Origin of the sequence: Streptomyces brasiliensis, assembly GCF_014647875.1 — a bacterium.
Taxonomy (GTDB): Bacteria; Actinomycetota; Actinomycetes; order Streptomycetales; family Streptomycetaceae; genus Streptomyces; species Streptomyces brasiliensis.
The window spans coordinates 268,531-293,866 of sequence record NZ_BMQA01000004.1 but is presented as its reverse complement, the minus strand read 5'-3'; the positions used below and the strand labels follow the sequence as shown (position 1 = coordinate 293,866).

General features: G+C 72.1%; 16 protein-coding genes. All 16 read left to right on the top strand.

What is annotated here, in order from left to right; all coding sequences use genetic code 11:
- The first annotated feature begins 7 nt into the window (after positions 1-7).
- The 16 genes from IEZ19_RS09080 (at position 8) to IEZ19_RS09005 (ending at position 25,334) form a co-directional block, all read left to right on the top strand.
- A complete protein-coding gene (locus IEZ19_RS09080; protein WP_189310567.1) occupies positions 8-736 on the top strand; it encodes a T4 family baseplate hub assembly chaperone in 729 nt (242 codons plus the stop codon).
- The gene (locus IEZ19_RS09075; RefSeq protein WP_189310566.1) at positions 729-1,469 is read left to right on the top strand and encodes a hypothetical protein; all 741 of its coding nucleotides are present in this window, start codon (positions 729-731) and stop codon (positions 1,467-1,469) included. Before IEZ19_RS09080 ends, IEZ19_RS09075 begins: the two co-directional genes overlap by 8 nt.
- A 54-nt stretch (positions 1,470-1,523) precedes the next feature.
- Positions 1,524-2,438, top strand: a complete 915-nt coding sequence (locus tag IEZ19_RS09070) for a Pvc16 family protein (protein WP_189310565.1) — start codon at positions 1,524-1,526, stop codon at positions 2,436-2,438.
- Between the two features lie 61 nt (positions 2,439-2,499).
- Positions 2,500-4,626, top strand: coding sequence for an ATP-binding protein (locus IEZ19_RS09065; protein WP_229840097.1), 2,127 nt, complete (start codon positions 2,500-2,502; stop codon positions 4,624-4,626).
- Entirely contained in the window at positions 4,617-4,931 is a 315-nt protein-coding gene (locus tag IEZ19_RS09060) for a hypothetical protein (RefSeq protein WP_189310564.1), read from the top strand. Before IEZ19_RS09065 ends, IEZ19_RS09060 begins: the two co-directional genes overlap by 10 nt.
- Positions 4,928-11,428, top strand: a complete 6,501-nt coding sequence (locus tag IEZ19_RS09055) for an eCIS core domain-containing protein (protein WP_189310563.1) — start codon at positions 4,928-4,930, stop codon at positions 11,426-11,428. The genes IEZ19_RS09060 and IEZ19_RS09055 overlap by 4 nt, the downstream gene beginning before the upstream one ends.
- A 5-nt stretch (positions 11,429-11,433) precedes the next feature.
- Positions 11,434-12,654 carry a hypothetical protein gene (locus tag IEZ19_RS09050; RefSeq protein WP_189310562.1) on the top strand — a complete coding sequence of 407 codons (1,221 nt, stop codon included), beginning with the start codon at positions 11,434-11,436 and terminating at the stop codon, positions 12,652-12,654.
- 17 nt (positions 12,655-12,671) lie between these two features.
- On the top strand, positions 12,672-13,358 hold the full coding sequence (locus IEZ19_RS09045; protein WP_189310561.1) for a hypothetical protein: 687 nt from the start codon (positions 12,672-12,674) through the stop codon (positions 13,356-13,358).
- 8 nt (positions 13,359-13,366) lie between these two features.
- Positions 13,367-13,738 carry a LysM peptidoglycan-binding domain-containing protein gene (locus IEZ19_RS09040; RefSeq protein WP_189310560.1) on the top strand — a complete coding sequence of 124 codons (372 nt, stop codon included), beginning with the start codon at positions 13,367-13,369 and terminating at the stop codon, positions 13,736-13,738.
- Positions 13,731-14,870 (top strand): hypothetical protein, encoded by a 1,140-nt coding sequence (locus IEZ19_RS09035; RefSeq protein ID WP_189310559.1) that lies wholly within the window; start codon positions 13,731-13,733, stop codon positions 14,868-14,870. Before IEZ19_RS09040 ends, IEZ19_RS09035 begins: the two co-directional genes overlap by 8 nt.
- A gap of 63 nt (positions 14,871-14,933) precedes the next feature.
- Positions 14,934-15,470, top strand: a complete 537-nt coding sequence (locus IEZ19_RS09030; RefSeq protein ID WP_189310558.1) for a phage baseplate assembly protein V — start codon at positions 14,934-14,936, stop codon at positions 15,468-15,470.
- Positions 15,471-15,492: 22 nt separating this feature from the next.
- A complete protein-coding gene (locus IEZ19_RS09025) occupies positions 15,493-15,828 on the top strand; it encodes a hypothetical protein (protein ID WP_189310557.1) in 336 nt (111 codons plus the stop codon).
- The gene (locus tag IEZ19_RS09020) at positions 15,825-16,211 is read left to right on the top strand and encodes a GPW/gp25 family protein (RefSeq protein WP_189310556.1); all 387 of its coding nucleotides are present in this window, start codon (positions 15,825-15,827) and stop codon (positions 16,209-16,211) included. Before IEZ19_RS09025 ends, IEZ19_RS09020 begins: the two co-directional genes overlap by 4 nt.
- Positions 16,208-19,342: a putative baseplate assembly protein gene (locus IEZ19_RS09015; RefSeq protein ID WP_189310555.1), complete on the top strand. Its 3,135-nt coding sequence runs from the start codon at positions 16,208-16,210 to the stop codon at positions 19,340-19,342. The genes IEZ19_RS09020 and IEZ19_RS09015 overlap by 4 nt, the downstream gene beginning before the upstream one ends.
- A complete protein-coding gene (locus IEZ19_RS09010) occupies positions 19,339-23,160 on the top strand; it encodes a putative baseplate assembly protein (RefSeq protein ID WP_189310554.1) in 3,822 nt (1,273 codons plus the stop codon). Before IEZ19_RS09015 ends, IEZ19_RS09010 begins: the two co-directional genes overlap by 4 nt.
- Positions 23,160-25,334 (top strand): hypothetical protein, encoded by a 2,175-nt coding sequence (locus IEZ19_RS09005; RefSeq protein ID WP_189310553.1) that lies wholly within the window; start codon positions 23,160-23,162, stop codon positions 25,332-25,334. The genes IEZ19_RS09010 and IEZ19_RS09005 overlap by 1 nt, the downstream gene beginning before the upstream one ends.
- The last annotated feature ends 2 nt before the right edge of the window (positions 25,335-25,336 follow it).

The following is a 25,336-nucleotide window of genomic DNA, read 5'->3' as shown; positions in this document are numbered from 1 at the left end:
GGGACACATGGCGATCACCGGGGCGGCCGGGCTGCTGGCCACCTGGGAGGCGGGGCTCGTCGAGGCACCCGCCGGGCGCGCCACGCTGCTGCACCGCACGGCACGCCCGGACCTCGACCCCGGCGCGCTGCCGCGGCGGCCGCTGGGTGAGCGCGAGGCCGATCTGTTCGCCCTGCGCCGCGCCTTGTTCGGGGAGCGGCTGCAGGTGCGCCTCGAGTGCCGCGCGTGCGGGGCGGACATGGAGTTCGACCTGGACGCCGGGGAGTTCGCCCGGTCACTGGACGGGCCGGGCGAGCATGTCGTACGGCTCGCGGAGGACGGCTGGGACGTCGAGTTCCGGCTGCCCGCCGCCGCCGACCTCGCGGCAGCCGCCCGCGCCGCCGACCCACGAGCCGCGCTGCTCGCACGGTGCCTCGTCTCGGCGGAGCGGGACGGCACGGCCGTGCCGGCGGACGCCCTGCCCGCCCCGGTGCAGCGGCGGATCGCCGAGGCCGTCGAGGCGGCCGATCCGGGCGCCGACGTCGCACTCAACGTGAACTGCCCCGAGTGCGGCGCGGCCACCCGGGCGGAGCTGGACATCGCCTCCTACCTGTGGACCGAACTGGACGCCTGGGCCCGGGACGTGCTGCTCGACGTCCATCTGCTCGCCACCGCCTACGGCTGGAGCGAGCCGGAGGTCCTGGCACTCAGCCCGCTGCGTCGCCGCTACTACCTGGAGCTGTGTGCCGATGTCTGACACCTCCTCGGGGCAGCCGCCGGCGCAGCCCGACTTCCTCGACCGCCTGATCGCCCGGCACACCGCCGCGCGACCGGATGCCGTGCGGGTACGGCCCCGGTTGCCCGGCCCGTTCGAACGGGCCGAGGCCGTACGGTCCCGGACGCCCGAGACCGACACCGACCCGCTGACATGGCCGACCGTCACGCCGACGGCCGTACCGGAGCGGGAGGCACCGCGCCCGCCCGCCGCCGACGTCCGACGGCACACGGAACGGGAGCGGACCGTCGTACGAACGGAACGCGCGCAGACCGAACCGCCGCCGCGCCCCGCACCGCCGCCCCAGGCCGCACCACCGCTGCTGCGTCCCGTCGCGCCCCTCGCGCCGGGGCCGCGGCCGGCACCCAGGACCGGATCGCGCACGGCCGGGCAGGGGCGCTCGGGGCCGGACGCGGACCGGACCGCGGCGGCCGTGCCCATCCCCCCGGGCACGGCCGCCGCACCCCCCACCGTCGCGTCCGCGGCACTGCCGAGCGCCGCGGACACGGCGGCGGCCCGCGAGGCCGTACGGCAGACCGCCGCCCGGCGCCCCGCACGGACGCCCGAGCAGGTGGTGCAGGTGCAGATCGGGCGGCTCGAAGTCACGGCGGGACAGGGGCCGTCGAGAAACGGGACGCGGCCGCCGACGCGGACGGACGAGCGGCCGGAGGCGGCCCTGAGCCTGGCCGACTACCTGGCACGGGGGCGCGAGTGAACCGCACAGCAGCAGCGGGACGGACGGCACGAGAGGAACCGAGGAACTGACGCCATGAGCAACGCCCTCGCCATCGCCCACGTCAGCCAGGCCCTCGCCCTGCTGATCGAGTCCCATCTGCAACCCGAGATCGACATGGCCGTCAAGGTGGAGCCGCGCAAGCCACCCGCCGAGCCGCCGGCCGAGCCCACCGTCTCCGTGTTCCTGTACCAGGTCACGCCCAACGTCTCGCAGCGGGGCAACGACCTGCCGACCCGCGCGTCCGACGGCACGCTGGTGCGCCGGGCCGCCGCCGCACTCGACCTGAACTACGTGATCAGCGCGTACGGCGACGAGACCGAACTGGTCGGGCAGCGGCTCATCGGCTCGGTCGTGCGCACGCTGCACGAGATACCGGTCCTGCCCGCGGACGTCATCGAACTCGCCGGTGAGCGGCCGTACTTGGCAGGCAGCAACCTCGCTGAGGCGGCGCAGCGGGTGCGGTTCACGCCGATGGTGATGGACGTCGACGAGACGTCGAAGCTGTGGGGAATGCTCTACCAGACCCCGTACGCGCTGTCGGTCGTCTATCAGGCTTCGCTCGTATTCATCGAGGGCCGCGAGACACCGGCGGCGGGCAGGCCGGTGGAGCGGCCGAACGTGCGGGTACTCCCGTTCGGTGCGCCTGGAGCGCCGGTTCCGCCGGGGCCGGCGCGACGATCCGGCGAGGGGCCGGACGAGGGGCGCGAGCCGAAGCCGGACACGCCGGAGCCGGACGCCGGCGCGACCCCCGCGTCCGCCGCCCCGGTGAAGTCCCCCCGGACACCCGGCAAGGCCGTCGCCAAGTCCGCGCCCAAGGCACCGGCCCGCACGCGCAAGACCGTTCCGGCCAGGACCACGAAGAAGGCGACCAAGCGCACACCGCCCGCGGGAAGCGGGAACGGCGGCTCGGCGACGCGCCGGGGCGACGACGAGGACACGGAGAGCTGAGGCCGGCGTGGGGGCGACGGGGGCGGGCGAGGACGTGGGACGCAGGGAGGCAGGTGAGGACATGGGAGCGCACGCGACGCAGGTACCGACGGTCACCACGCTGACCGACGAGATCCGGCGCGTCCTGACCCACATCGACACCCATGCGACACGCACGACCGGCTCACAGGCACACGGCACCGCCGACGCGCCGGACACGTCCTCGGTGCCCGAGGCGCGGGCAGGCGATGCCGTCGGCGCGCCGCATGCGCCTCATGCGGCGCGCGCCACCGGTGCGCCGTCCCACGACGTGCCCGCCGCGTCGGACACGTCGTCGAGACCGGGGGCGGCGGCCGATGACGCATACATGCCCACCGACACCGCCTTGGTCCCCGTCCCCCCGACCACCGCCCCCCTGGACGCCCTGGTCGCCTGTTTCGGGCTCACCGGATTCGAGCGGGACCTCGTTCTGCTCGCCGCCGCCGATGAGCTGGACCCCACCGCCGCCGCCCGGTGTGCCGTGGCTGCCGGGAATCCGCGGCGGGCGTATCCGACCTTCTCGCTCGCGTTGGCCGCCCTGGACGAGCCGCACTGGAGCGCACTGACCCCCGTCGCCCCGCTGCGGCGCTGGCGGATCGTCGAAGTGGAGGACGAGTCGCGGCTGACGACCTCCCGGCTCCGGCTGGACGAGCGCATCCTGCACTTCCTGCTCAGCTCGCCCTACCTCGACGCCCGGCTGCACGGCCAGTTGCGCCGTACCCCGGTGCCGGCCGCGCTGCCGCCGTCGTACGACGTGGCCGCGAGCCTGCTCGCCGAGGGCTGGACGGAGGGCGGCCGCAGCCCCGACGCACCGCTGCTCGTCGAGGTGACCGGCGATGATCTGCGCAGCCGCGCCGACATCGCCGCCGCCGCTGCCGCCCGCTCCGGCCTCGGTCTGTACGCCATGAGCGCCGAGGACATCCCGGCCGACCCCGCCGAGCGCGACCGGCTCGCCCGGCTGTGGCAGCGCGAGGCGATCCTGCTGCCCGCCGCACTGCTCATCGAGGTCGGCGACCTGGACCGCGACCAGCGGGCGGCGACCGAGTCGTTCCTGGCCGGGGCAGCCGTACCCGTCGTCGTGTCGAGCGAGGACCCGCTGCGCACCGAGCGCGCGCACGGCACCCGGGTGGCTGTGCCCCGGCTGGACCACGAGGAGCAACTCGCCCTGTGGGCTGACGCGTTCGATGAGGTCGCCGACCTCGACGACACCGAACTGCGTTCGCTGGTCGCACAGTTCCAGCTGCCCCCGCACGTCGTACGGTCTGCCGCAGCCGCCGTGCGGCGACGACTGCCCCACGAGGACGCGCAGGACGCCGCCGAACTCGCCTGGCGGGCCGGGCTCGACGAGGCCCGGATCGGGATGGACGAGCTGGGCCGCCGTGTCGAACCACAGGCGGGCTGGAACGACCTCGTGCTGCACGAGCGGCAGACGGGCGTACTGCGCGAGATCGTCGCGCACGTACGGCAGCGGGCAACCGTCCACCAGGAGTGGGGATTCGCCGCCACGCTGCGCCGCGGCCTCGGCGTCACAGCGCTCTTCGCCGGCGGCTCCGGCACCGGCAAGACCCTCGCGGCCGAGGTCATGGCGAGGGAACTGGGCCTCGACCTGTTCGTCGTGGACCTCTCCCAGGTGGTCAGCAAGTACATCGGTGAGACCGAGAAGAACCTCCGCCGGGTCTTCGACGCGGCCGAACGCGGCGGCGCCCTGCTGCTGTTCGACGAGGCCGACGCCCTCTTCGGCAAGCGCAGCGAGGTCAAGGACAGCCACGACCGCTACGCCAACCTCGAGGTCAGCTATCTGCTCATGCGGATGGAGGCCTACCGGGGCCTGGCCATCCTCACCACCAACATGAAGCAGGCCCTCGACACCGCCTTCCTGCGCCGTATCCGCTTCGTCGTCGACTTCCCCTTCCCCGCCGAACACGAACGCGCCGAGATCTGGCGCCGGGTGCTGCCGTCGCAGGCGCCGGTCAAGGACATCGACCCCGCGCTGCTGGCCCAGCTCACCGTCGCGGGCGGCTCGATTCGCAACATCGCCCTGTCTGGAGCCTTCCTCGCCGCCGAGGAGGGCGACCGGCTGCAGATGCGGCACATGCTCGCGGCCGCCCGCACCGAGTACCTGAAGCTGGAACGCTCGCTGACGCCCCCGGAGGTGCGCGGATGGGTGTGAACCTCTCCCGGGGCCCTTCGCGTGATGTCTCACGGGAGCCCTCGGCGATCCGGGTCGAGATCGGGGAGCTGGTCCTGGACGGCTTCCGGGTCGACCCGGAGCGTGTTTCGGCCGCGTTCGAGACCGAACTGACCCGGCTTGTACGGCTGCACGGCGTGCCGCTGGCCGCGGACGGCCCCTTCGCCGTCGATGCCCTGTCCGGGTTGCCGCCCCTGCCCGCCGGGCTGTCCGCGCGCCGCCTCGGCCAGGAGCTGGCGCGCGCCGTGCACGAGGGGCTGAGCGGCCACGGGGAGGTGGGCCGATGAGCTCACAGACCCAGGACGGCCGCGTAGAGCAGTCCGCCGAGCAGCGCCGCCGCAAGCGCAGGGAGCGGGCCGCGAAGTCGCGTGCGCCCGAGCCGAAGAACATCGTCAGCGGCGCCGGACAGCCTCTGGACCCCGGCCTGCGGCGGGAGTTGGAGGAACAGCTAGGTCACGACCTCGGCCGGGTACGGCTGCACACCGACCGCGACGCCGGCCGGCTGACCGAACTGCTCGGCGCGGACGCGGTCGCCGTCGGGCAGGACGTCCTCTTCCGCGAGGGCGCCTTCCGGCCCGGCACCGACCAGGGCAAGCGCCTGCTCGCCCACGAGCTCCAGCACACGGTGCAGAACCCGCACGGCCTCGGCACGCTGCGGGCCGGCCGCGAACTCGGCGCCGTCAGCCTGCCGCAGCAGGCCATCGAGCGGGAGGCGGAGGCGGCCGCCCAGGCCGTCGTGCAGTCGGGCGCCCTGGAAGCGGCCCCGCAGGTCGGGGAGGGCCAGGGCACACCCGGGTGGCTGCGCTACGCCACCGTCGACGCCGACCGGATGCGCGCCGAGGCGGTCGACCCGGCCACCCTCGTGGACCGCATCGCGGGCAATGTGCTGCGCAGCCTGCGCGGCGACCCGACCGACGCCTCCGGCCGCGTCCGGCTCCAACTGGCTCGTATGTCAGAGGAGCTGGAGGACGCCGTCGTGGAACGGCTGGAGAAGCGGCTGCTCACCCCCGAGTACGACCGGCTGCTGGAGCTCGCCGACCAGGCCCGCCCCGGACCGGTCGAACTCCAGCCTGCCGAAGCTCCGTTGCCCGAGTTCGACCTCTTCGAAGAGCTCGGTGTCGAACGCACTCAGTGGCAGAAGAAGCAGGAGTCCGACCGTGGTTCCGCCGACCGGCGGGCCGCGGATGCGCGTGAGGAGAAGCAGGACGCCAAGTCGCGCGACGCCAAGAGCAGCAGCGACCGCAGCCGCGCCCGCGGGGACGCCGCCACCGAGGACCAGGACGCCGCACAGCGCACGGAGCAGGAGGACGAGCGCAACGCCTCCCGGCAGCGGGCCAAGGAGGAGCAGCAACAGGAGGACGAACAGGCCGCAGGCGACCGTAAGCGCACCGACCAGGCCGCCGACGAACGCGCCCAGGGACAGCAGCAGGGCACCGAACAGGCCAAGGAGGAGCGCAAGGAGCAGCGCGAGCGGGAGGAGGCCGACCCGCAGCAGGCCACCGCGCCGGGCGCCGACAAGCGCAAGCAGCGTGACGACCAGACGCAGCCCGCCGCTGGGTCCCGCAACGAACGGCCGGACCCCAAGCAGAAGGCCCAGCCCGGCCCCGTACGCCCCGAGAAGGTCGACGAACGCGCCGAGAAGCCCGACTCCGCACTCTCCGAGCACGGCCTCGACGAGAAGGACGAGGACGGCGGCGCCGAGGCCGAACCGCGCGAGGAGGAACGGCCGCTCGGCCTCGAAGCGGGCGCCGACCAGGAGATCGCGGGCGGCGAGGACCAGCGCGCCGTGGCGCCCGGCGACACGGACGAGCCCGCGCTCAAGCCCGAGGACTACCTGCCTGCGGCCGACCTCGACCTGTCCGCCGTACCCACCGCGGACAAGCTCACCTCGGGCGCCGCCGAACCCTCGCCGCCCTCCTTCCCCACCCCGCCGCCGACGAAGGCCGAGCAGACCGAGCAGCAGCGGGAGAAGAACGAGCAGGAGCCCGACGAGGACGAGGCCGGACCCGAGCCGAAGCCCCCCGGCCAGGACGAGGGGCCCGTCGAGGGCGAGGCCCCGCAGCCCGAGAACGGGCCCGTCGCGCAGGCCCAGGACCGCGGCACCAAGGACCTGCAGGAGACCGGCAAACCGCTCGACCAGGAGGTCGGCCCGGACCTCGCGACCCAGGACAAGCAGGAGCGCGAGCCGGAGTCCGAGAAGCCCGGCCCCGAGCAACAGCAGGAGAGGGAACGGGACAAGGAGCCGGAGGAGGCCACCAAGGCGGACGGCGACAACGACGAGCCGGACGCCAAGGACGCGCAGGGTGACAAGGACGAGCAGGGCCGGCAGCGGGAGCGCGCGTCCGCCGAGTCCCGTACGGGCGCCGCGGCTCCGTCGGCTCCGGGCCCCGCGCCCTCGGTCGCCACGCCCGTCGCCGCGGCCGTGTCCCGGCCGGCCGGCGCGCAGATCCCGAAGACCCCGGTCGAGGACCGCGATCCCTCGCCCGCCGCCCGGCGCGGTGCCGAGCCGCCCCGGTCCGAGCGCGAGGCGCCCCAGGCCAAGAGCCTGGTGCCCAAGGAGAGCGGGCCCGGCGCCGCACCGCGCGGACCCGTCGGAGCCGCGGAGAAGACCGGGCCGGCCGTCGCCGCGGGCCCGGGTGCGGCACCGTCCGTCGCGCAGGCGGCGGTGAGCCCGGCCGCCGAACAGGCCGACGGGCCGGGCCAGACCGGTGCGGCGACGGACGCGCCGCGGCCTGAGGCCTCCCTGGAGAAGGACGGCGGCGGCTGCGCTCCGCCCGCGCCCGCACCCGAGAAGGACGAGGGCGGACAGGGCAGTTGCGGAGGCGGCGGCGAGGCCGCGCCCGAGGAGAAGCAGCAGGAGCCGCCGGACGTCTCGGGGCAGGACCCCAAGGCCGCCGTACAGACCGTGAGCAAGCTGGCGCCCGACCAGGCGGCCGCGGCCATGCCTGGGGTCGACAAGGCCGCGGACAAGAAGATCGCCGAGGAGCAGAAGCGGCTGGACGCGGGCCCGCCGACGCGGGAGCGTCCTTCGGGGGCCCCGCAGACGCGTTCCGCGCCGCCCGAAGCCGCGCCCGCGGCCGCGCAGGTCACCGGCAAGGTGGAGCGGATCGGCCCCGAGGACCAGGGCGAGAAGCAGAAGGCCAAGGGCGGCGAGAAGGCCGCGGGCAATCAGCCCGCCGCAAACGTGCCTCCGCCGCCGCCTCCCGCCGTGCCCGACAAGGGGCTCAGCGAGGCCGAGGCGAAGAACGTCGAGGCGGCGGCCGACGCGGTCCCGACCACCGACCCCGCGCTCGAGAACAAGACCGTCGGCCCGGCGCCCAAGATCCGCCTCGAGGGCGACAGCGACCCGACCCGTACGGACGACCAGGCCAAGGCGCTCAAGGACAAGCAGTCCGACCTGCGGACGACCGGGCGCGAGGACGCGGCCAAGCCGATGGGCGAGGACCAGGTCTTCCCCGACGCGCCCCGGGAGCAGCTCACCGGCAAGGCCTCCGGTGGTTCCGGGGGCGGCAAGGGTGGCGCGCTCGAGGCGACGCCCGCGCCGAAGGCCGGCGTCGGGGCCGTCGCCAAGCAGGAGAAGGGCACCGAGATCACCGGTGCCGCGGGCAAGGCGCAGGGCGATCTCGGCGCCAAGGAGAAAGAGCACCAGCAGAGCGAGCAGCAGGCCAAGCAGGACAAGCAGAACGAGATCGATCGCGAGGTCGAGCGCAACACCGCGCAGCAGACCGCCGAGCGCGGGCGGGTCGCCGACGAGACGCACAAGCAGCGCGAGGACTGGCGGGCCGAGCAGGACAAGAAGGTCGAGGACGCCGACAAGCAGTCCGGCGACGAGCACGACAAGAAGAACAAGGAGATCGTCAAGGCGCGCGACGACAAGGACAAGGAGATCGGCGCGCGCAAGGACGAGGACAACGCCCAGATCGACACAGAGCGGGAGAACGCCGAGAAGGAGGCCAAGAGGAAGAAGGAGGAGAAGAAGCCCTCCGGAGGCCTGCTCGGCTGGATCGCCGACAAGGTCGCCGACTTCTTCAAGGGCCTGCTCGCCGCCGTCACCGCCGTATTCGACGCCGCCCGCAAGGCGGTCAACGGGATCATCGACCAGTTCAAGGAGTGGGCCAACCAGGCCATCGACTTCGTCCGCGATCTCGCGATCAAGGCGATCAACGCGCTGGCGGACGTCCTGATCGCCATAGGGGACACGCTCCTCGCCGCATTCCCCGAACTGCGGGATCGCTTCCGCAGGGCCATCGAGGGCCTGCGGGACGCGGCCATCGCGACGGTCAACAAGCTGGCGGACGGCCTGAAGAAGGCCGTCAACACGCTCCTGGACGCCCTGGCAGCCGGCCTGAACAAACTGCTCGACGTCCTGGAAGCGGGCGTCAGGGCGGTCATCAAGGCCTACCAGGCCGTCATCGTGGGCGCGATCAAGTTCGCCCAGGCGGCCATCGAAGCGCTCGGGAAATTCGCGGCACTGGTCGCCGACATCGCACCCGACCCGGGCGGCTGGATCGCCAAGGCGGGAAGCTCGGCGAGGACCGGCATCACCGACCATCTCTGGGGCGCCATCAAGGTGGCGGTCAAGCAGTGGTTCGACACGAAGGTCGAGGGCATCCTCGGGCTGGGCAAGGCGGTCATCGACGTCCTGGTCAAGGGCTGTGTGTCGATCAAGCAGATCGGCAAGATGGCGTGGGACGCGATCATCGCTTCCCTCCCGATGATGATCGCGACCTTGGTCATCGAGAAGGTCGTCTCGATGATCGTCCCGGCAGCCGGGGCGATCCTGACGATCATCCAGGGCCTGATGGCGGCTTGGTCGACCGTCAGCTCGATCCTGTCGGCGTTCGGGAAGTTCTGGGCATACCTGAAGGCGGTGAAGGCGGGCCCGGCGGCATGCCTCTTTGCGGAGGCGGTCGCGGCGGGTGTCGTGGCCCTCCTGGACTTCATCACCAACTTCCTTCTGCAGAGGCTGTCTTCGGCAACAAAGGGCGTAGGCAAACGCCTCAAGGGCATGGCCCAAAAAATCATGGACGGCCTGAAGAAGGTCGGGGGCGGGGCGAAGAAGGCAGCGGGTTCGGTGGTCAACTCGGCCCGCGGCGCCCTGCGCAAGGCGAGGCAGACGTTGGGCCGCCCCGGCACGGAACGCCACCCGAAGGGCGAGCCGTCCCCCGACCTCAAGTCCTCGGTGAAGCCGAAGGACCACGCGACCCCGAAGGGTCCGGCGAAGAAGGCCGATGCGGCCGAGACGAAGCCGAAGGACGCGGAGGCGAGGCCCGACAAGGACCGTGCTCCGTCACGCGACCAGGACCCGGCGAAGAACAAGACGCCGGACAAGGACCGCACCCCGGACGGGGAGAAGTCTCCCGCCAAGGACACGAAACCGGAGACCGCCCCGAAGAAGAAGCAGAAGGAGATCGAGGGGCCCAAGCCGGCCAAGCCGAAGAAGCCCAAGTCCCCGGTCGGGAAGGCCCTCTCGAAGGCCAAGGGTGTGGTCCAGTCCGCCCTGAAGAAGGTCGGCAACGCGGCGAAGACCCTCGGCCGAAAGCTGAAGAAATCCAAGCTAGGCAAGGCCCTCAAGAACGGCGCGTCCAAGCTGCGCAACTTCTTCAAGAAGAAGAAGAATCAGCTGCGGGACCACAAGAGGCGGCAGCAGGAGCAAAAGAGGCGGAAACAGGACCAGCGAAAGAAGGACGAGAAGTCGAAGGAGTCGAAGGAGGCGCGGCTCCAGAGGATCGTAGCCCGCATACGCCCCAAACTCCTTGGGCTTCTGCGGGCCGGTGTCTTCCGCCCCGTCATGCAGGCAACGCTCGCTGGCATGCGCGTGTGGTATCGGCTTACCGGGCTCGACCTGCGGGGCGGCGCCCAGGGCGACATCCTGGCCCGTCTCAACCCGGAAGTGCCGTTGGTCCAGTTCGAGGAGGCCGACCAGGACCCGCAAGCCCCCCGCAGCGGTGACGAAGAACGGCGGGAGCGCGAGACGGAGGACGAGGCGCACAGGGAGACGGAGACGCGACAGCGCCGCCGGGATGCCGAGGCGGAACGGCCGGGGGAGACCCATGGAGAGCAGCCCGCGGAGTCCACCCAAAGCGGTCGCCCGGACCGTCGGGCATCCCTGTCCCCGGAGCTTCTCAGTATTCTGCGCCGGTCGCCTCTGGAAGAGAAGAAATACTCGCAAAGGGGAGAGTCGGTGGCCTGGAAGGACCTAAAGAGGTCCGAGGCTGAGAAGAGCATCATTACTGGCGACCATATTCCTTCTGGGCGGGCACTCATTGAGGCGGCCAGGATCAAGGCGGTGAGCGAAGCGGCCGCCGGTGATGAGGAGTTGCAGAACCTTCTCGACCTCCGGGAACGAAAACTCATCAACAGTCGACAACTGAAGATTCTCAAGCAGCGTGAGAAAGAAATTCTCGGTGAGCGGAAGCTCCTCAAGGAAAAGGGGAAGTGGCAGGAAGAGGCTCAGCGGATTTATGATGAAGGGCTGACTGCAGTTATCGACACTTCCTTGCACGAGAAGGGGAGGACGTTCTTCAGGGAGAATCAGAAAAAGGACCTGGCAACCAATCGTAGGCGCTACGAAGACGATGCTCGGGACTTGACGGGCGCAGTGGAGAAGGACTTCAAGTTCTATCTCGAATACTTGGAGAAGAACGATCCCGACAACCTTACGAAGCCAGTAGTCGTAGGATTCATTCGGCACTTCAAGAGGCTTGTCGAAGAGGACAGGCGAATAGACTACTCTCCCAGCATTGACGCGATGTTGGTGAAGTATTGGCACAAGGCGAAGTAGGCATCGTGAACGAAAGCAGCAAGCTGACGGACATTGCACAGGACGACTCGCTCCCAGGACGCGAGAAGCGCCAGCGGATTTTCAGCCTGCTTGCAGGACTGGAAGAGCGGGGTCCGGCCGTCGCGGTCGAGTGCATCGAGGAGACCGACGACTGGGTGCTCACGGACTACGTGGTCCAGTATCTCGAACTGCTCCCCGGACACGTCGAGGCGAAGACCCGGGTGGCGGAGCTGTTGCAGGGGAAGGGCCCTCTCGTCCGCTCGGCGTCACGTCTTGTGCAGTGGCTGCCCAACGAACTGCTGGACAGCTTCGTGAACGACTATCTCGCCGAACCGAGCACCGATGCGCCGGTGGCGGATGTCGTGTTCACCATCGGCATCTACCGACCCGAACTCCTGCGTCCGGTCGCGGACAGGCTCGCTGACGACGTACAGCGCAGCCTCCTGTCTGGTGCCCCGGACGAGTTGGCGGACGCCTTTTTGAGCAGTTGGACGGAGTCCGGGGCGCTGTCCCAGCTTGAAGCGCTCGCTCTCATCCGCACCGCTCATGCGTCCGACCTCATCGCTTCCCTGCGGGACGAGTTGGCAGACCGCTCGGACTGGGAGGTGCTGCAGGAACTGGCCGGGCGCCTCCCCGACTCGGGGCGGGATGCCGGCCATTGGCCCGCCTACATGGGGTTCGTCGTCGATGCCGGACGCAGTCCCCACGTGGTCGGCGGCCGCGTCACCGGCAGGGTTCCTGTGTGTCTGGAGTGCGAGGAGCCCGCGGAGCGCGTGCTCGCACTCTCTGCCGCCACACTGCCCTTCGGACTTCGCAACGATCCCGCCTTCTTCTGGTACCCGTGCGATTGCGAGGCGATGGACTCGGTGACTGTCCGCATCAATCTCGATGGGCTGCAGGTCTATTACGGACCGGATGGCCCTGCGAGCCCCGAGCCCGGCCTGGTGCCGGGCGGGGAGCGGGCACTGGCACTGGAAAAGCACCCGAACCAGGTCGGCGTGAGCCTTGAGGCTCTGCCCGGTGAAGCGGTGCATCAGGTCGGTGGTCTGCCCCGGTGGGTGGACATCGACCGCCACCCCCGCTGCCCTGAGTGCGGTAAGACCATGCCCTTCGTGGCGTCTGTCGGAGGTGGCCCGACTCCGCACGGAGAGTTGGGATTTGAAGGGTTCCTCTACGGGTTCTGGTGCGACGGCTGCCGCGTGTCGAGCACCAAGTTCCAGTCCTAAGGCTCCGGAGGTGTGATGTGACTCGATACCAGGACATCCCCAAACCCATTCGTTCCGGAATAGTCGTCGTCAACCCCGACACCGGCGCCCCGCAACGCGTCATCGTGCTGCAGTTCAACCCGGACACCCTGGAGCGCAGCGTCTCCCCGCAGTCCGCCGGGGACAGCGGGGACGCCGGGGGTGGTGGTACCGGCAGCGGGGACAGGAACGAGGCCCTGCGGCTCAAGGGTCCCGCGCAGGAGACCTGGAAGTTCACCGCCGAGATCGACGCCACCGACCAGTTCGAGGTCGCCGCTCCCGACGGCATCCATCCGCAGCTCGCCACGCTCGAGATGCTCGTGCAGCCGACCACCGCGCAGCTGCGGGCCGCGTCGCGGCTGTCGCAGAACGGCACGATCGAGATCAGCCCGATCGAGATGCCGCTGACCCTGTTCACCTGGGGGAGCAAGCGGGTCATGCCCGTGCGGCTCACGGAACTGTCCGTCAACGAGTCTGCCTTCGACGTCAACCTCAATCCGATCCGGGCCTCGCTCTCCATCGGCATGAAGATCCTGACCGTAAGCGATCTGCCCGCCGGCCACCGCGGTGCCGATCTCTACATGGCCCACCTCGCGCAGAAGGAGCGGCTCGCCGCCGCCGCGCGCGGCGGGAGTCTCGGCGCTCTCGGGCTCGGCGGCGCCGACCTCGTCACCGGAAGGGGCTGAGCAGCACCATGGCCGACATCGAGCCGTACGAGAGCGCCCTCGACGCCATACCGGGCGCCCATCCCTACCCCCGCACCAGCCGCTACCACGACGCCGAGACCGGTGTGCACAAGCTCGCCGACGGGACCGAAGTCCGGTACACCAAGCGGCGGTTGCTGCCCCCGATCGACGAGGACGAGGCCACTGCCCAGCCGCACACCGTCGGCGCAGGCGAGCGGCCGGATCTGCTCGCCCAGCGATTCTTCGGCGACCCCGGTCAGTGGTGGCGGATCGCCGATGCCAACCCTGTGCTGGATCCACGAGAGTTGACCGACGACGCCGGGCGCGTCATCGGCATTCCCCTCGCCGGCGGTCTTCCGCGTGGAGAGCGGCGTGTCTGAACTTCCCGTGGGGCAAGGCCCCGTCCACATCACACTCCTCATGGGGCCGACCCTCGCCCGCCCGGTTCCCGTCGAGGTCGCCGAGGCACTGCTGTCCGCCCAGATCACCGCCACCGCGGGCGAACGCAGCGGCTTCCAGCTCGCCTTCGACCTGACCAAGAACGGGCTCATCAACCAGCGGCTGCTGCCGGAGGGGTTCTTCGATCCCAAGACCCGCGTCATCGTCACCGTCAGCGTCCGCGGCACGCCCGACGTCCTGTTCGACGGGCTGATCGTCCGCCAGGAGGTCGGCGCCAGCAACCAGCCGGGCCACTCCACCCTCACCGTCACCGGTGAGGACCTGACGTTGCTGATGGACCTGGAGGAGCGGACGGCCCGGTACCCCAACCTGCCACCCTCCCAGCGGGTCCTGAACATCCTGCGCCGGTACTCCGACTACGGCATCCGCCCCGACGTCTACACCGAGAAGATCGCCCAGCCACCGCACCAGGACCTGCGCGTGCACTACCAGACCGGGACCGATCTGCAGTACGTCACCGAGCTGGCCCGGGCCAACGGCTACACCTTCTATCTGGAGCCGGGGCCCAACCCCGGCCAGTCTTCCGCCCGTTGGGGACCGGAGGTGCGCCTCGGCATCCGGCAGCACGCCCTCAACGTCAACATGGACGCCAACTCGACCGTCGACCAGCTGACCTTCGCCTACGACGGCACCGCACGCGAGGAGCCCCAGGCGCGCTGGCAGGACCCCGGCACCCGGCAGGCCACGCTGCTTCCGCAACCGCCGATCAGTCCGCTGCGCCCGCCCCTCGGCAGGCGGCCCACCCCGGCCCTCAAGCGCAAGACGCTCTCCGGTACCGCCAAGCAGCAACGCGAGCAGGCCGAGGCCGAGTTGCTCGCACGCGCCGCCGTGTCCGCCGACGTCGTGTCGGGCTCCGGTTCGCTCGACGTCAACCGGCACGGCTATCTCCTCCAGCCGCGCCAGCTCATCGGTGTGCGCGGCTCCGGACGGGCGTACGACGGCGACTACTACGTCAAGTCCGTCACGCACAACCTGCGACCCGGCTCCTTCCAGCAGAACTTCACCCTCTCCAGGGAGGGCCTCGAAGCGCGCAGTGACCACGTCCGGCCCTGACAGGAACCCGAACCACGACCCCAACCATGACGCGAACCACCCATCAACCAGGAGCAGTTCAGCATGGCGGCACCCAGCAATCGCTACCTCGGCAAGTTCCGCGGCCGGGTGGTGGACAACAACGACCCGCTGCGCATCGGCCGGATCACGGCCGAGGTCCCGGACGTGCTCGGCGACGAACCGTCCACCTGGGCCCTGCCCTGCCTGCCCTTCACCGGCCAGGAGGCGGGCCAGTTCGTGGTGCCGCCGCCCGGTTCCGGCGTGTGGGTGGAGTTCGAGCAGGGTGACCCCAGCTTCCCCGTCTGGACCGGGTGCTGGTACGGCGCCGCCGACGAACTCCCGCCCGACGCCCGCCGCGAGCTCCAGGCGAACGCGGCCAGCAAACCGGTCGTCGTCCAGACCCCGCAGGCCCACAAGATCGTCATGAACGACACGGCCGGTGCCGAACAGGGGATCCTGCTCCAGGCCCAGGGCGGCGCCTACATCCGCATCACCAGGGAAGCCGTGGTCATCGCCACCGGCGCGGGCGCCGAGATCGTCCTGCGCGGACGCGAAGTCACCATCAATGAGGGCCAGTTGACCGTGCTCTCCAAGCGATAGAAGACGGGGGACGGAAGAAGAGATGCCCGGGAGTCTGCTCGACGCGGCGGCCGTGATCGGCTGCCCGCACGGCGGCCGTGTCACGCCCGCCACCACACCCTCCGGCGGAGCGCTCAGCCAGGGCGTCGCCGTTGCCACGGCCGCGCACGGCTACGTCGTCACCGGCTGCCCGCACACCGTCGCCGGTGTGCCCTCGCCGTGCGTCCTCGTCCGCTGGACCGCCGACGGCAGCGGCGTCACGGTCGACGGCGCGCCCGTACTGCTCGACACCTCCGCGGCCCAGTGCTTCAGCGCGGCCTTCGTCCCGCAGGGGCCGCCTCTCGTCCAGGCCGCGCAGCGAAAGGTCACCGTCCGATGAGGCCGCTCAGCCAGAGAACGCGCACCGACATCGCCTTCCCCTTCCACGCCGACCGGCGGGGCCGCACCGCGCACGCCCGGTCCGCCGAGCACGTCCACGACCTCATCGAGCAACTGCTGTTCACCAGCCCCGGCGAACGCGTGATGCGCCCCGACTTCGGCTGCGGACTGCTCGATCTGGTCTTCGCGCCCAACAGCCCCGAACTGCTCAGCACGCTCGAACTCTCCGTCCAGGCCGCGCTGCAGCGCTGGCTCGGCGATCTTGTCGAGGTCGTGGCCCTCGACATCGAGGGCGGCGACGACGTCGTACGCGTGCATCTGTCGTACGTCGTCCGGGCCACCGGCACCGTGCGTGAGGACGTCTTCGAGGGGAGGGCGGCATGAGCGCGGGGACCACCCGGAGGGCCAAGGTGCGCGCCGCCCAGCTGGGCGGCGTCGACGCCGTCGAGGTCAGCGACGACGGGCTGCTGCTCACCGTCACCTTCCTCGGCAAGGCACCGCACGGCCTCGGCCCCGAGAACGTCCGCGTCGACGGCGGCCGGCGGATCACCGGCATCACCGCGGTCGACGTCAGCGTCGAACGAGAGGAGGACCCGGAGCTCGACGACCGGCTCTACGTCACCCTCGACCGGGCCGGCGACACCTCCCGCTACCGGCTCTCGCTGGTGGAGACCGATCCGTACGGGCGGCCGGGCACCGAGCCGTTCCGCGGTTTCGACCAGCGCTACCACAGCGCGTACCTCAGCTTCCGCCCCGACTGTCCCACGCCCTTCGACTGCGCGGGCGACGCCACGGAGCCGCCGGTCTTTCCGGCCGCGCCCGTCCTCGACTACACGGCCCGCGACTACGACACCATCCGCAAGCTCCTCCTGGACCGGCTGGCGCTCACCACCCCCGACTGGGCCGAGCGCAACGCCGCCGACCTGGGCGTGACCCTGGTGGAACTGCTCGCTCACACCGGCGACCAGATCAGCTACCAGCAGGACGCGGTCGCCACAGAGGCCTACCTCGACACCGCGCGCCGCCGGGTCTCCGTCCGCCGGCACGTCCGGCTGATCGACTACGCGATGCACGACGGCTGCAGCGCCCGCGCGTACGTCACCGTCGAGACCGCGGCCGACCACACCCTCGCGCCCGGGACGTACCGCTTCGCCTCCGTCGACGTACGCAGCCTCGACCCGCACGACCGCCCCGAACCCGGCACGGTCCTCGACGAGAACGACCTCGGCGACCTGGACGAGCGCGGCTCGGTGGAGGTCTTCGAACCGGTCGTCGCCGCCGACCCGTTGGAGCTGCGGGTCGCGCACAACGCGATCCGGCTGTGGACCTGGGACGGCGAGGTGTGCGCCCTGCCGAAGGGGGCCACGGCCGCCACTCTGCGCGACGCCTGGGTGGATCCGGAGACCTGCCGGGAGCGCCGACTCGCCCTGAAGCCGGGCGATGTGCTGGTCCTCGAGGAGGTCAAGGGGCCGCGCACCGGCACTCCCGGCGACGCCGACCCCGCCCACCGCCAAGCCGTCCGCCTGACCTCGGTCACGCCCGGCCTGGACCGGATCGAGGACCAGCCCGTCCTGGAGATCACCTGGGCCACCGAGGACGCCCTGCGCTTCCCCCTCTGCCTCACCACGCGCGGTGGCCGCGACTGTCTGCCCGTCGAGGACGTGACCCTGGCCCGCGGCAACACGGTCCTTGTCGACCACGGCCGCTCCGGGTCGGCCGAGACGGTCACCGTGCCGCCGGTACCGGCGGTCGTCGCGTCCTGCGACCCCGCCGACTTCGGCTGCCCGGACCGTACGGAGGGCAACGCGCCCGCACGGCTCATCAACTCCCTGACGGACCAGGCGGAACGCGGCGAAGCGCTGACCCCGGACGACGTCCGTGCACTCTTCGAGGTCGTGGGGGAGCGGGCCACCGTACGCGCCGGGCTCGGACTGGAGCGTGCCGGGCAGCGGCGCGAGCGAAGCGAGACGGGGGTCCCCCCGGCCGAAGGCTGGGGGAGCGTCGTGCCCGGCACGGCGTACGCGCAGGTGGCCGCGCTGCGCACCCTGCTCGCCCAGTCCGTCTATCCGGGCATCGCACCCCGCCTCCGCCCCGTCCTCGGCCGGGCCCCCGTGGCTCAGGCCGTGCCCTTCCCGGACCCCGGCACGGTCGCCGCCGGACAGGCCGAGCGGATCGCCGCCATCCCGCGCCGGGTCCGGCAACGGCTCGTCGACCTGTGGCGCAGCGCGCGCGACCGCGACGGGCTCGGGCAGGAGGAGATCGCCGAACTCGCCGTGATCTACGGCCTGAAGACACTGGAGCGGCTGGAACTCCAGCGGCATCCCGTACGCGCCCTGCGTGAACTCCTCCACCGCAGCGACGAGTTGCTCGGCACCAAGCTGCGGCGCGCCGAGATCCTCACGGCACGGGCCCGCGCGGGCACGGTCCTCGACGGCCACATCGCCTGGGAGATCGCCCACAGTTGGGGCCCGGAGTACGCGGCGGGACTGCACCCGGACGAGCCGGTTCTGCGCGGCTCCGCAGCCGCCCTGGCCCAGGACCCGCGCCGCGCCCTGCCCGCCGTACGCGCGTACGACGGCGACACCCTCTGGGAGCCGCGCCGCGACCTGCTCGACAGCGGCTCCCGCGACCGGCACTTCGTCGGCGAACTGGAGGACGACGGCCGCCTCGCCCTGCGCTTCGGCGACGGCCGGCACGGCGCGAAGCCGGCGCCCGGCACCCGGCTCACCCTCCGCTACCGGCTCGGCGGCGGCCCCGCGGGCAACGTCGGCGCCGAGGCCATCAACCACCTCGTCGTGGAGCCCGGTTGCGAGACCGCCGCCGCCACCGTCCGCAATCCGCTGCCCGCCACCGGTGGCACCGAACCCGAACCGGTCGAGCAGGTACGCCAGTTGGCGCCCCTCGACCTGCGCCGTACCCGGCTGCGCGCCGTCACCGCCGAGGACTACGCGGCCCTCGCCGCCGCTCTCCCCGGCGTGCAGCGCGCCGCCGCAGACCTCCGCTGGACCGGCAGTGGCCAGGAGGCGCACGTCGCCGTCGACGCGTACGGCACCGGGGACCCGAGCGGGGAACTGCTCGCCTCGGTTGCGGAGGCTCTGGAGACGTACCGGCGCATCGGCCACGACCTGGTCGTCGGCCCCGCCCGCCTGGTGCCGCTCGACATCGCGCTCACCGTCTGCGCCCGGCCTGGTCACCAGCACGGACAGATCCTGGCCGAGCTGTACCGCGTGCTCGGCAGCGGGCGCCTGCCGGGCGGACGGCTCGGGTTCTTCCACCCGGACGCGCTGACCTTCGGTGAACCGGTCCGGCTCAGCCGCCTGGTCGCTGTCACCGCCGCCGTGCCCGGCGTGGAGAGCGTGCAGGTCAGCCGGTTGCGGCGGCTGTTCGAGCAGGACCGAGGAGAGAGGGAGGACGGGGTGCTGCGGCTCGGCCCGCTGGAGATCGCCACCTGTGACAACGACCCGGACCGACCGGAGAACGGGCGGCTTTCGATATCCCTGGGAGGTGCCCGATGAGCCAGGCGTGCTCCTGCGGCGGCGCGTGCGGCGGCCACGACGAGCGCCTCGCCCCCGCCCCGATCCACAATCCGCCCGGCCGCACCGCGCTCGACTACCGCGTCGGCGAGTACGGCTCCTTCCTGGCCGCCCTCCTCGACCGGCTGGCCTCACCGGCGTACCCGGCGCTGAGCGGGGCGAGAGGGGGGTACCCGCGGCCGGAGACCGGGGGAGGCCTGACCGTCCGCACTCCCGACGACCCGGCGATCGGCCTGCTGGACGCCACCGCAGTCCTCGGTGACCTGCTCACCTTCCACTCCGAGCGGATCGCCGACGAGGCGTACATCCGCACGGCGAACGAGCACCGTTCACTGGTGCTGCTCGGGCGGCTCGTCGGACACCGTCCCCGGCCGGGCGTGGCGGCCGGCACCCATCTCGCGTACACCCTGGAACGCGATCCGCGCGCCGAGGCGGTGCCGGTGCTCGTCCCGCGCGGCGCGCGCAGCCACAGTGTGCCCGCCTCCGCCGACGAGCAGTCCCTGACCTTCGAGACCGCCCAGGACCTCACCGCCCGCTGGGACTGGAACGAGCTGAAGGTGCGCCGCCGCCGTCCCTCCCTCGTCACGCCCGAAGACCTGGACCGCCGCTCGGCCCTCTTCGTCGAGGGTACGGCGAACTCCGTCCGGACCGGGGACCAGCTCCTCTTCGTCTTCGGCGAACAGGCGGGCGGAGAACGGAGGTTGCTGCCCGTCGCGGGGGTGCGCACCGACCGCGAGGACGAGATCACCGCGATCTCCCTGCCCAGGTCGGCCCCGCCCACGCTGAAGGAACTCGTCGACGAGGTGCGGCGCTGGACGGCCGAGCCCGCGACCCCGGGCGAACAGGGCGACGAGCCCCCCACGCCGGAGGTGCCCAACCCGCGCCCGGTCAGCCGCCTGATCGAGGACTTCGACGACCAGGTCCTGGCCCCGCTGCGGACCGACCTGGACGGCATCACGACCCCGGAGCGCCTCGCGGCCCGCCTTGCCGAGCCGGTGGCCCGCCTGAACGAGGCCCAGGTACTGGCCGAGCCGTACGAGGACGTGTCGGCATGGTTCGAGCAGCTCGAAGCGGTGCTCACGGAACTGGCCGAGCGGGCACTGGAGTTGGCGCCCGCACAGCCCGCGGCGCCGACCGAGGGGTCCGCGCAGGAGGGTACGCGGCCGCTCCAGGCCGCCGTGCACCACAAGACACCGAACCCTCGCGCGGCCGCACTTCAGGCCCTGGCCACCGTCCTGCCGGCCCTCCGCACGGCCGCACCCGCCCCCGCAGCCGGGAGAAGCAGCGGCACCCGGCACCCCGGCACCGACACCGCGCGCCTCCTCTCCGCGCTCAACCCCGGTCTCGGCGGCGGCCTCTACCCTGCGTGGCGCACCGCCGCAGCGTCCGGCGCGCCGCGGCTCCTGCGCGAACTGCTCGCCATGCGCGTCACCGCGGCCCCCTTCGGCGCCACCGCCCCCCTCAAGCCGGTCCAGGACGAACAGGGCCGCGTCATCCGCACCGCCGACTGGCCGCTGACAGGTGCCGTGCTGGCGAGCATGCGTGTCGTGTACGACCCCGCGGGCAAGGTTCCGGTCCGGGCGGAGTTCCAGTACGTCGAGGGCAGCGGCTCCGATCAGCGCGCCGAGAACCTGCCCGCCGCCCAGCAGATCACCTTCACCCTCGGCCCGGGGCAGGTCGACCTGTCCACCCGCGCAGGGCAGGACCGCGACCTGAACTGGCTAAATCGGCGCCCGGCCGACTCCCAGGAACCCGGCGTCACCGCCCGGCTGCGCACCGGCCTGCCCGAGCGCACTCTGTTCGTGTCCCGCCCGGACGACGACGGCACGGTCCACGTGGGCGTCGACAACGGCACGGCCCACGAGGAGTCCCTGCGGCCGGGCGCGAGCGCGCGGTTCACCCACGGCGAGTACGAGGTGACCCTCAAGTACACGGTGGGCGGCACCGAACCCAACGTCGAGATCGTCATCGCGAGCAAGCCGGAACCGCTCAACCTCCGGGTGCTGCAACTCGACACCGTGCACGACGGGATCACCGTCGGCAGCTGGGTGGCGATCCAGCGCCCCGCCAAGGGAACCGGCATCCCCGGCGACGCCGAGCTGGCCTTCGTCACCACCCAGGTGGTGGCCGCGCGCACGGCCGCGTACTCCAACTACGGCATCACCGGCCGCGGCACCGAACTCACCCTTGCCGACCCCTGGTTGGACGAGTTCGACGTCCTGCTCTCGCACATCCGTGACACCACCGTGCACGCGGCGGGCGAGCCCCTGCGCCCGGCCGACGAGCCACTCGGCGACGAGATCCACGGCAACGAGATCGAACTCGCCGAGCTGTACGACGGATTGCGCCCCGGCCGCACGCTCGTCGTCACCGGCGAGCGCACCGACGTCCCCGGCGCGGCCGGCGTCACCGCCACCGAGGTGGTCACGATCGCCGCCGCCGACCCGGCCGTCGACCCGCAGCTGCCCGGCGACCGTGTGCACACCCGGCTGACCCTCACCACCGACCTCGTGCACCGCTACCGCCGCGCGAGCGTCCGCATCCTCGGCAACGTCGTCGAGGCCACGCACGGCGAGAACCGCGAGGAGGCCATCGGCAGCGGGGACTCCGACCGCGTCAACCAGACCTTCGCGCTCTGGCAGTCCCCACTCACCTGGCTCGCCGACGACACCCCGCTCGGCGCCACCCCCGTCCTGGAGATCCGGGTCGACGGTCTGCTCTGGCACGAGGTCGACAGCCTCGCCGGGCGCGGCCCGACCGAGCGCATCTACATCACCGGCACCACCGCCGACGGCCGCACGACCGTCACGTTCGGTGACGGCGTCCACGGCGCGCGCCTGCCCAGCGGCCACGAGAACGTCCGTGCCCGCTACCGCTTCGGCACCGGCAAGGCCGCCAACCTGCCCGCCGACCGCATCACCCAGCCCCTCACCCGCCCGCTCGGCGTCACCGCGGTCACCAACCCGCGCCCCGCCACGGGCGGCGCGGACGCGGACGGCCCCGGCCTCACCCGCCGTACCGTCCCGCTCGCGGTGTCCGCACTGGACCGGCTGGTCTCCGAGCCGGACTACGAGGACTTCGCCCGGTCCCGTGCCGGTATCGGCCGGGCATCCGCACGGGAACTCTTCGACGGGCGGCGGCGCGTGCTGCACGTGACCGTCGCCGGGACCGACGACGTGCCGCTCGGCGAGGAGAGCCTCCGGCCGCTCAGGGCCGCGCTGGCCGAGTACGGCGACCCGAACCTGCAGGTCCGGGTGGACGCGCGTGAACTGGTCCTGCTGCTCGTCGCCGCCAAGGTGAAGGTGGCTCCCGACCATGCCTGGGAGATCGTCGAACCCCGGCTGCGCCAGGCGCTGTTGCAGCGGCTCGGCTACGAGGGACGGGAGCTGGGCCGGCCCGCCCGGCTCTCCGAGGTGCTGGCCACCGCCCACTCCGTGCCCGGCGTCGACTTCGTGGACGTCGACGTCTTCACCGGCGTGCCCGCCTCGGCGACCCCGGACCAGCTCACCGCGCTGCTCACCGACCCCGGCGCCCCGCGGGCGTTCGTATCGGCACACCCGGCGACGTACGAGGAGAGGGCCCATACGGTCGGCGACGCGAACGGCGAGACGCTCTCGTCCGTCTGTGCCCGGTACGGCGTCCCGCTCGCCGAGCTCCTGCGCCTCAATCCCGACATCACCGACACCCGGCGCCTGGTGAAGGGCCGGACGGTGTTCGTCTTCCGCGGCATCCGCCCCGCACAGCTCGCGCTGCTGTCGGCGAAGGCCGCGGACACCCTGATTCTGACGGAGGTCAAGTGATGGCCGCGAAGCCGACGGATGTCGAGTTGGAGACACCGGCCGCCGTGGCGCCCCGGGACCCGGACGGGCTCGCCGCGCTGCTGCCCCGCTGGCACCTGCTGCGCGACGCCGACGAGGGCGAGCCGCTGCGCGCGCTGCTCGCGGTGATCGCCGAGCAACTCGACCGGGTCCGCGACGGCGTCCAGCAGGGCTACGAGGACCTGTTCGTGGAGACCGCCGTGCCCTGGGTGCTGCCGTACCTCGGCGACCTGGTCGGCTACCGCACCCTGCCGGGCTACGAACGAGTCCTCACCACGGGCCTGCACACCGGCGGCCGGGCGGCCCTCGCCGAGGCGATCGCGCCGCGCCGGGACGTCGCCGCCACCGTCGCCCACCGCCGCCGGAAGGGCACTCTCCACCTCCTGGAGGAGCTCGCCGAGCAGGTGGCCGAGTGGCCGGCCCGCGCCGTCGAACTGTCCCGGCACGTCGCCCATACCCAGCCGGTGAAGCTCTACGGCACCGGCCCGCGGGGGCAGCGCGGCCGCCTCGTCGACCTCCGCGACGGAGCCGGACTGGCCCTCGCGGGCGGCCCCTTCGAGCGGACGGCCCGCACGGTCGACGTACGACGGGCCGACTCCGCTCGCAGGCAGGGTGGTTGGACGCCCGCCGGTGTGGCTCTCTTCGTCTGGCGGCTGAAAGCCCACTCCCTGACCTCGTCCCCGGCCTACTGCATCGACCGCGCCCGCAACCTGTACACCTTCTCCATCCTCGGCAACGACACCCCTCTGGTCACCAAGCCGGAGCCGGAGCCGTCGCCCGCGCACATCGCCGCCGTCGACAACGTCCCGGCCTTCATCACCCGCCGTCTGCTGCACGACCGGCTCGCCGACTACTACGGCCCCAGCAAGAGCCTCGTCGTCCGCCGCGACGGCGAGGACCAGCCGGTACCGCTCGCGGACATCGTGGTCGCCGACCTGTCCGACTGGCGCTACCGGCCCAGGAGGGGCCAGGTCGCCCTCGACCCGGAGCTGGGACGGATCGCGTTCGGCTCGCGCTCCGCACCCCGGCAGGGCGTCTGGGTCGACTACCACCACGCCTTCGGCACCGACATGGGTGGCGGCGAGTACGCGCGCGACCGCGAGCCGCGCCCGGACGCCGACTTCTACCGGGTCGGCCCGGAACAGCCGTACCACCGGATCATGGATGCCTACCGGGCCTGGCAGGAGGCGCGCCGCCCGGAGCGTACCGGCATCATCGAGATCACCCACAGCGGCGCCTACCAGGAACAGCTGGACTTCGACCTCGACCCCGGCGACCGCCTCGAACTCCGGGCGGCCGAGGGCACCCGGCCGGTGATCCGGCTGCTCGACTGGTACAGCAACCGGCCCGACGCGCTCAACATCCGCGCGGTGCACGACGACTGCGCACCGCACGAGCGGCCCCGCCTCGTCCTCGACGGGCTCCTCGTCGCCGGACGCGGCATCAACGTCACCGGCCCGATGGGCGCCGTCGTCGTCCGGCACAGCACCCTCGTGCCCGGCTGGTCGCTGGAGCCCGAGTGCGAGCCGCACTCACCCGACGAACCCAGCATCGTCCTCGACCGCACCACCGCCTGCCTGCAGATCGAGGACAGCATCCTCGGCACCATCGAGGTCATCGGCGACGAGGTGAGCGAGGACCCCCTCCACATCCACCTGCGCGACAGCGTCCTGGACGCCACCGGCGACGACCGCGAGGCGCTCTCCGCCCCCGACTGCCGCCACGCCCACGCCGTTCTGCATCTGCACCGCGTCACCGTCATCGGCGAGGTGCACGCGCACGCGGTGGAGATCGCCGAGAACTCGGTGTTCACCGGGAAGCTCCACGTGGCCCGGCGCGGGATCGGCTGCCTGCGCTACTCGTACGTCCCGCCCGGGTCGCGCACCCCGCGCCGGCACCGCTGCCAGCCCGACCTGGCCGGGCCCGAACAGGCTGGCCGAGTACGGCCGTTGTTCACCTCCGTGCGCTACGGAACGCCCTGGTACGGGCAGTTGGCGGACCGGTGCGCCGAGGAGATCCGGCGCGGCGCCGACGACGGGGCCGAACTCGGCGCCTTCCACGACCTGTACCGGCCGCAGCGCGAGGACGCCCTGCGGGCCCGCCTCGCCGAGTACACGCCCGCGGGCACGGACGCCGGGATCTTCTTCGTGACGTGAGC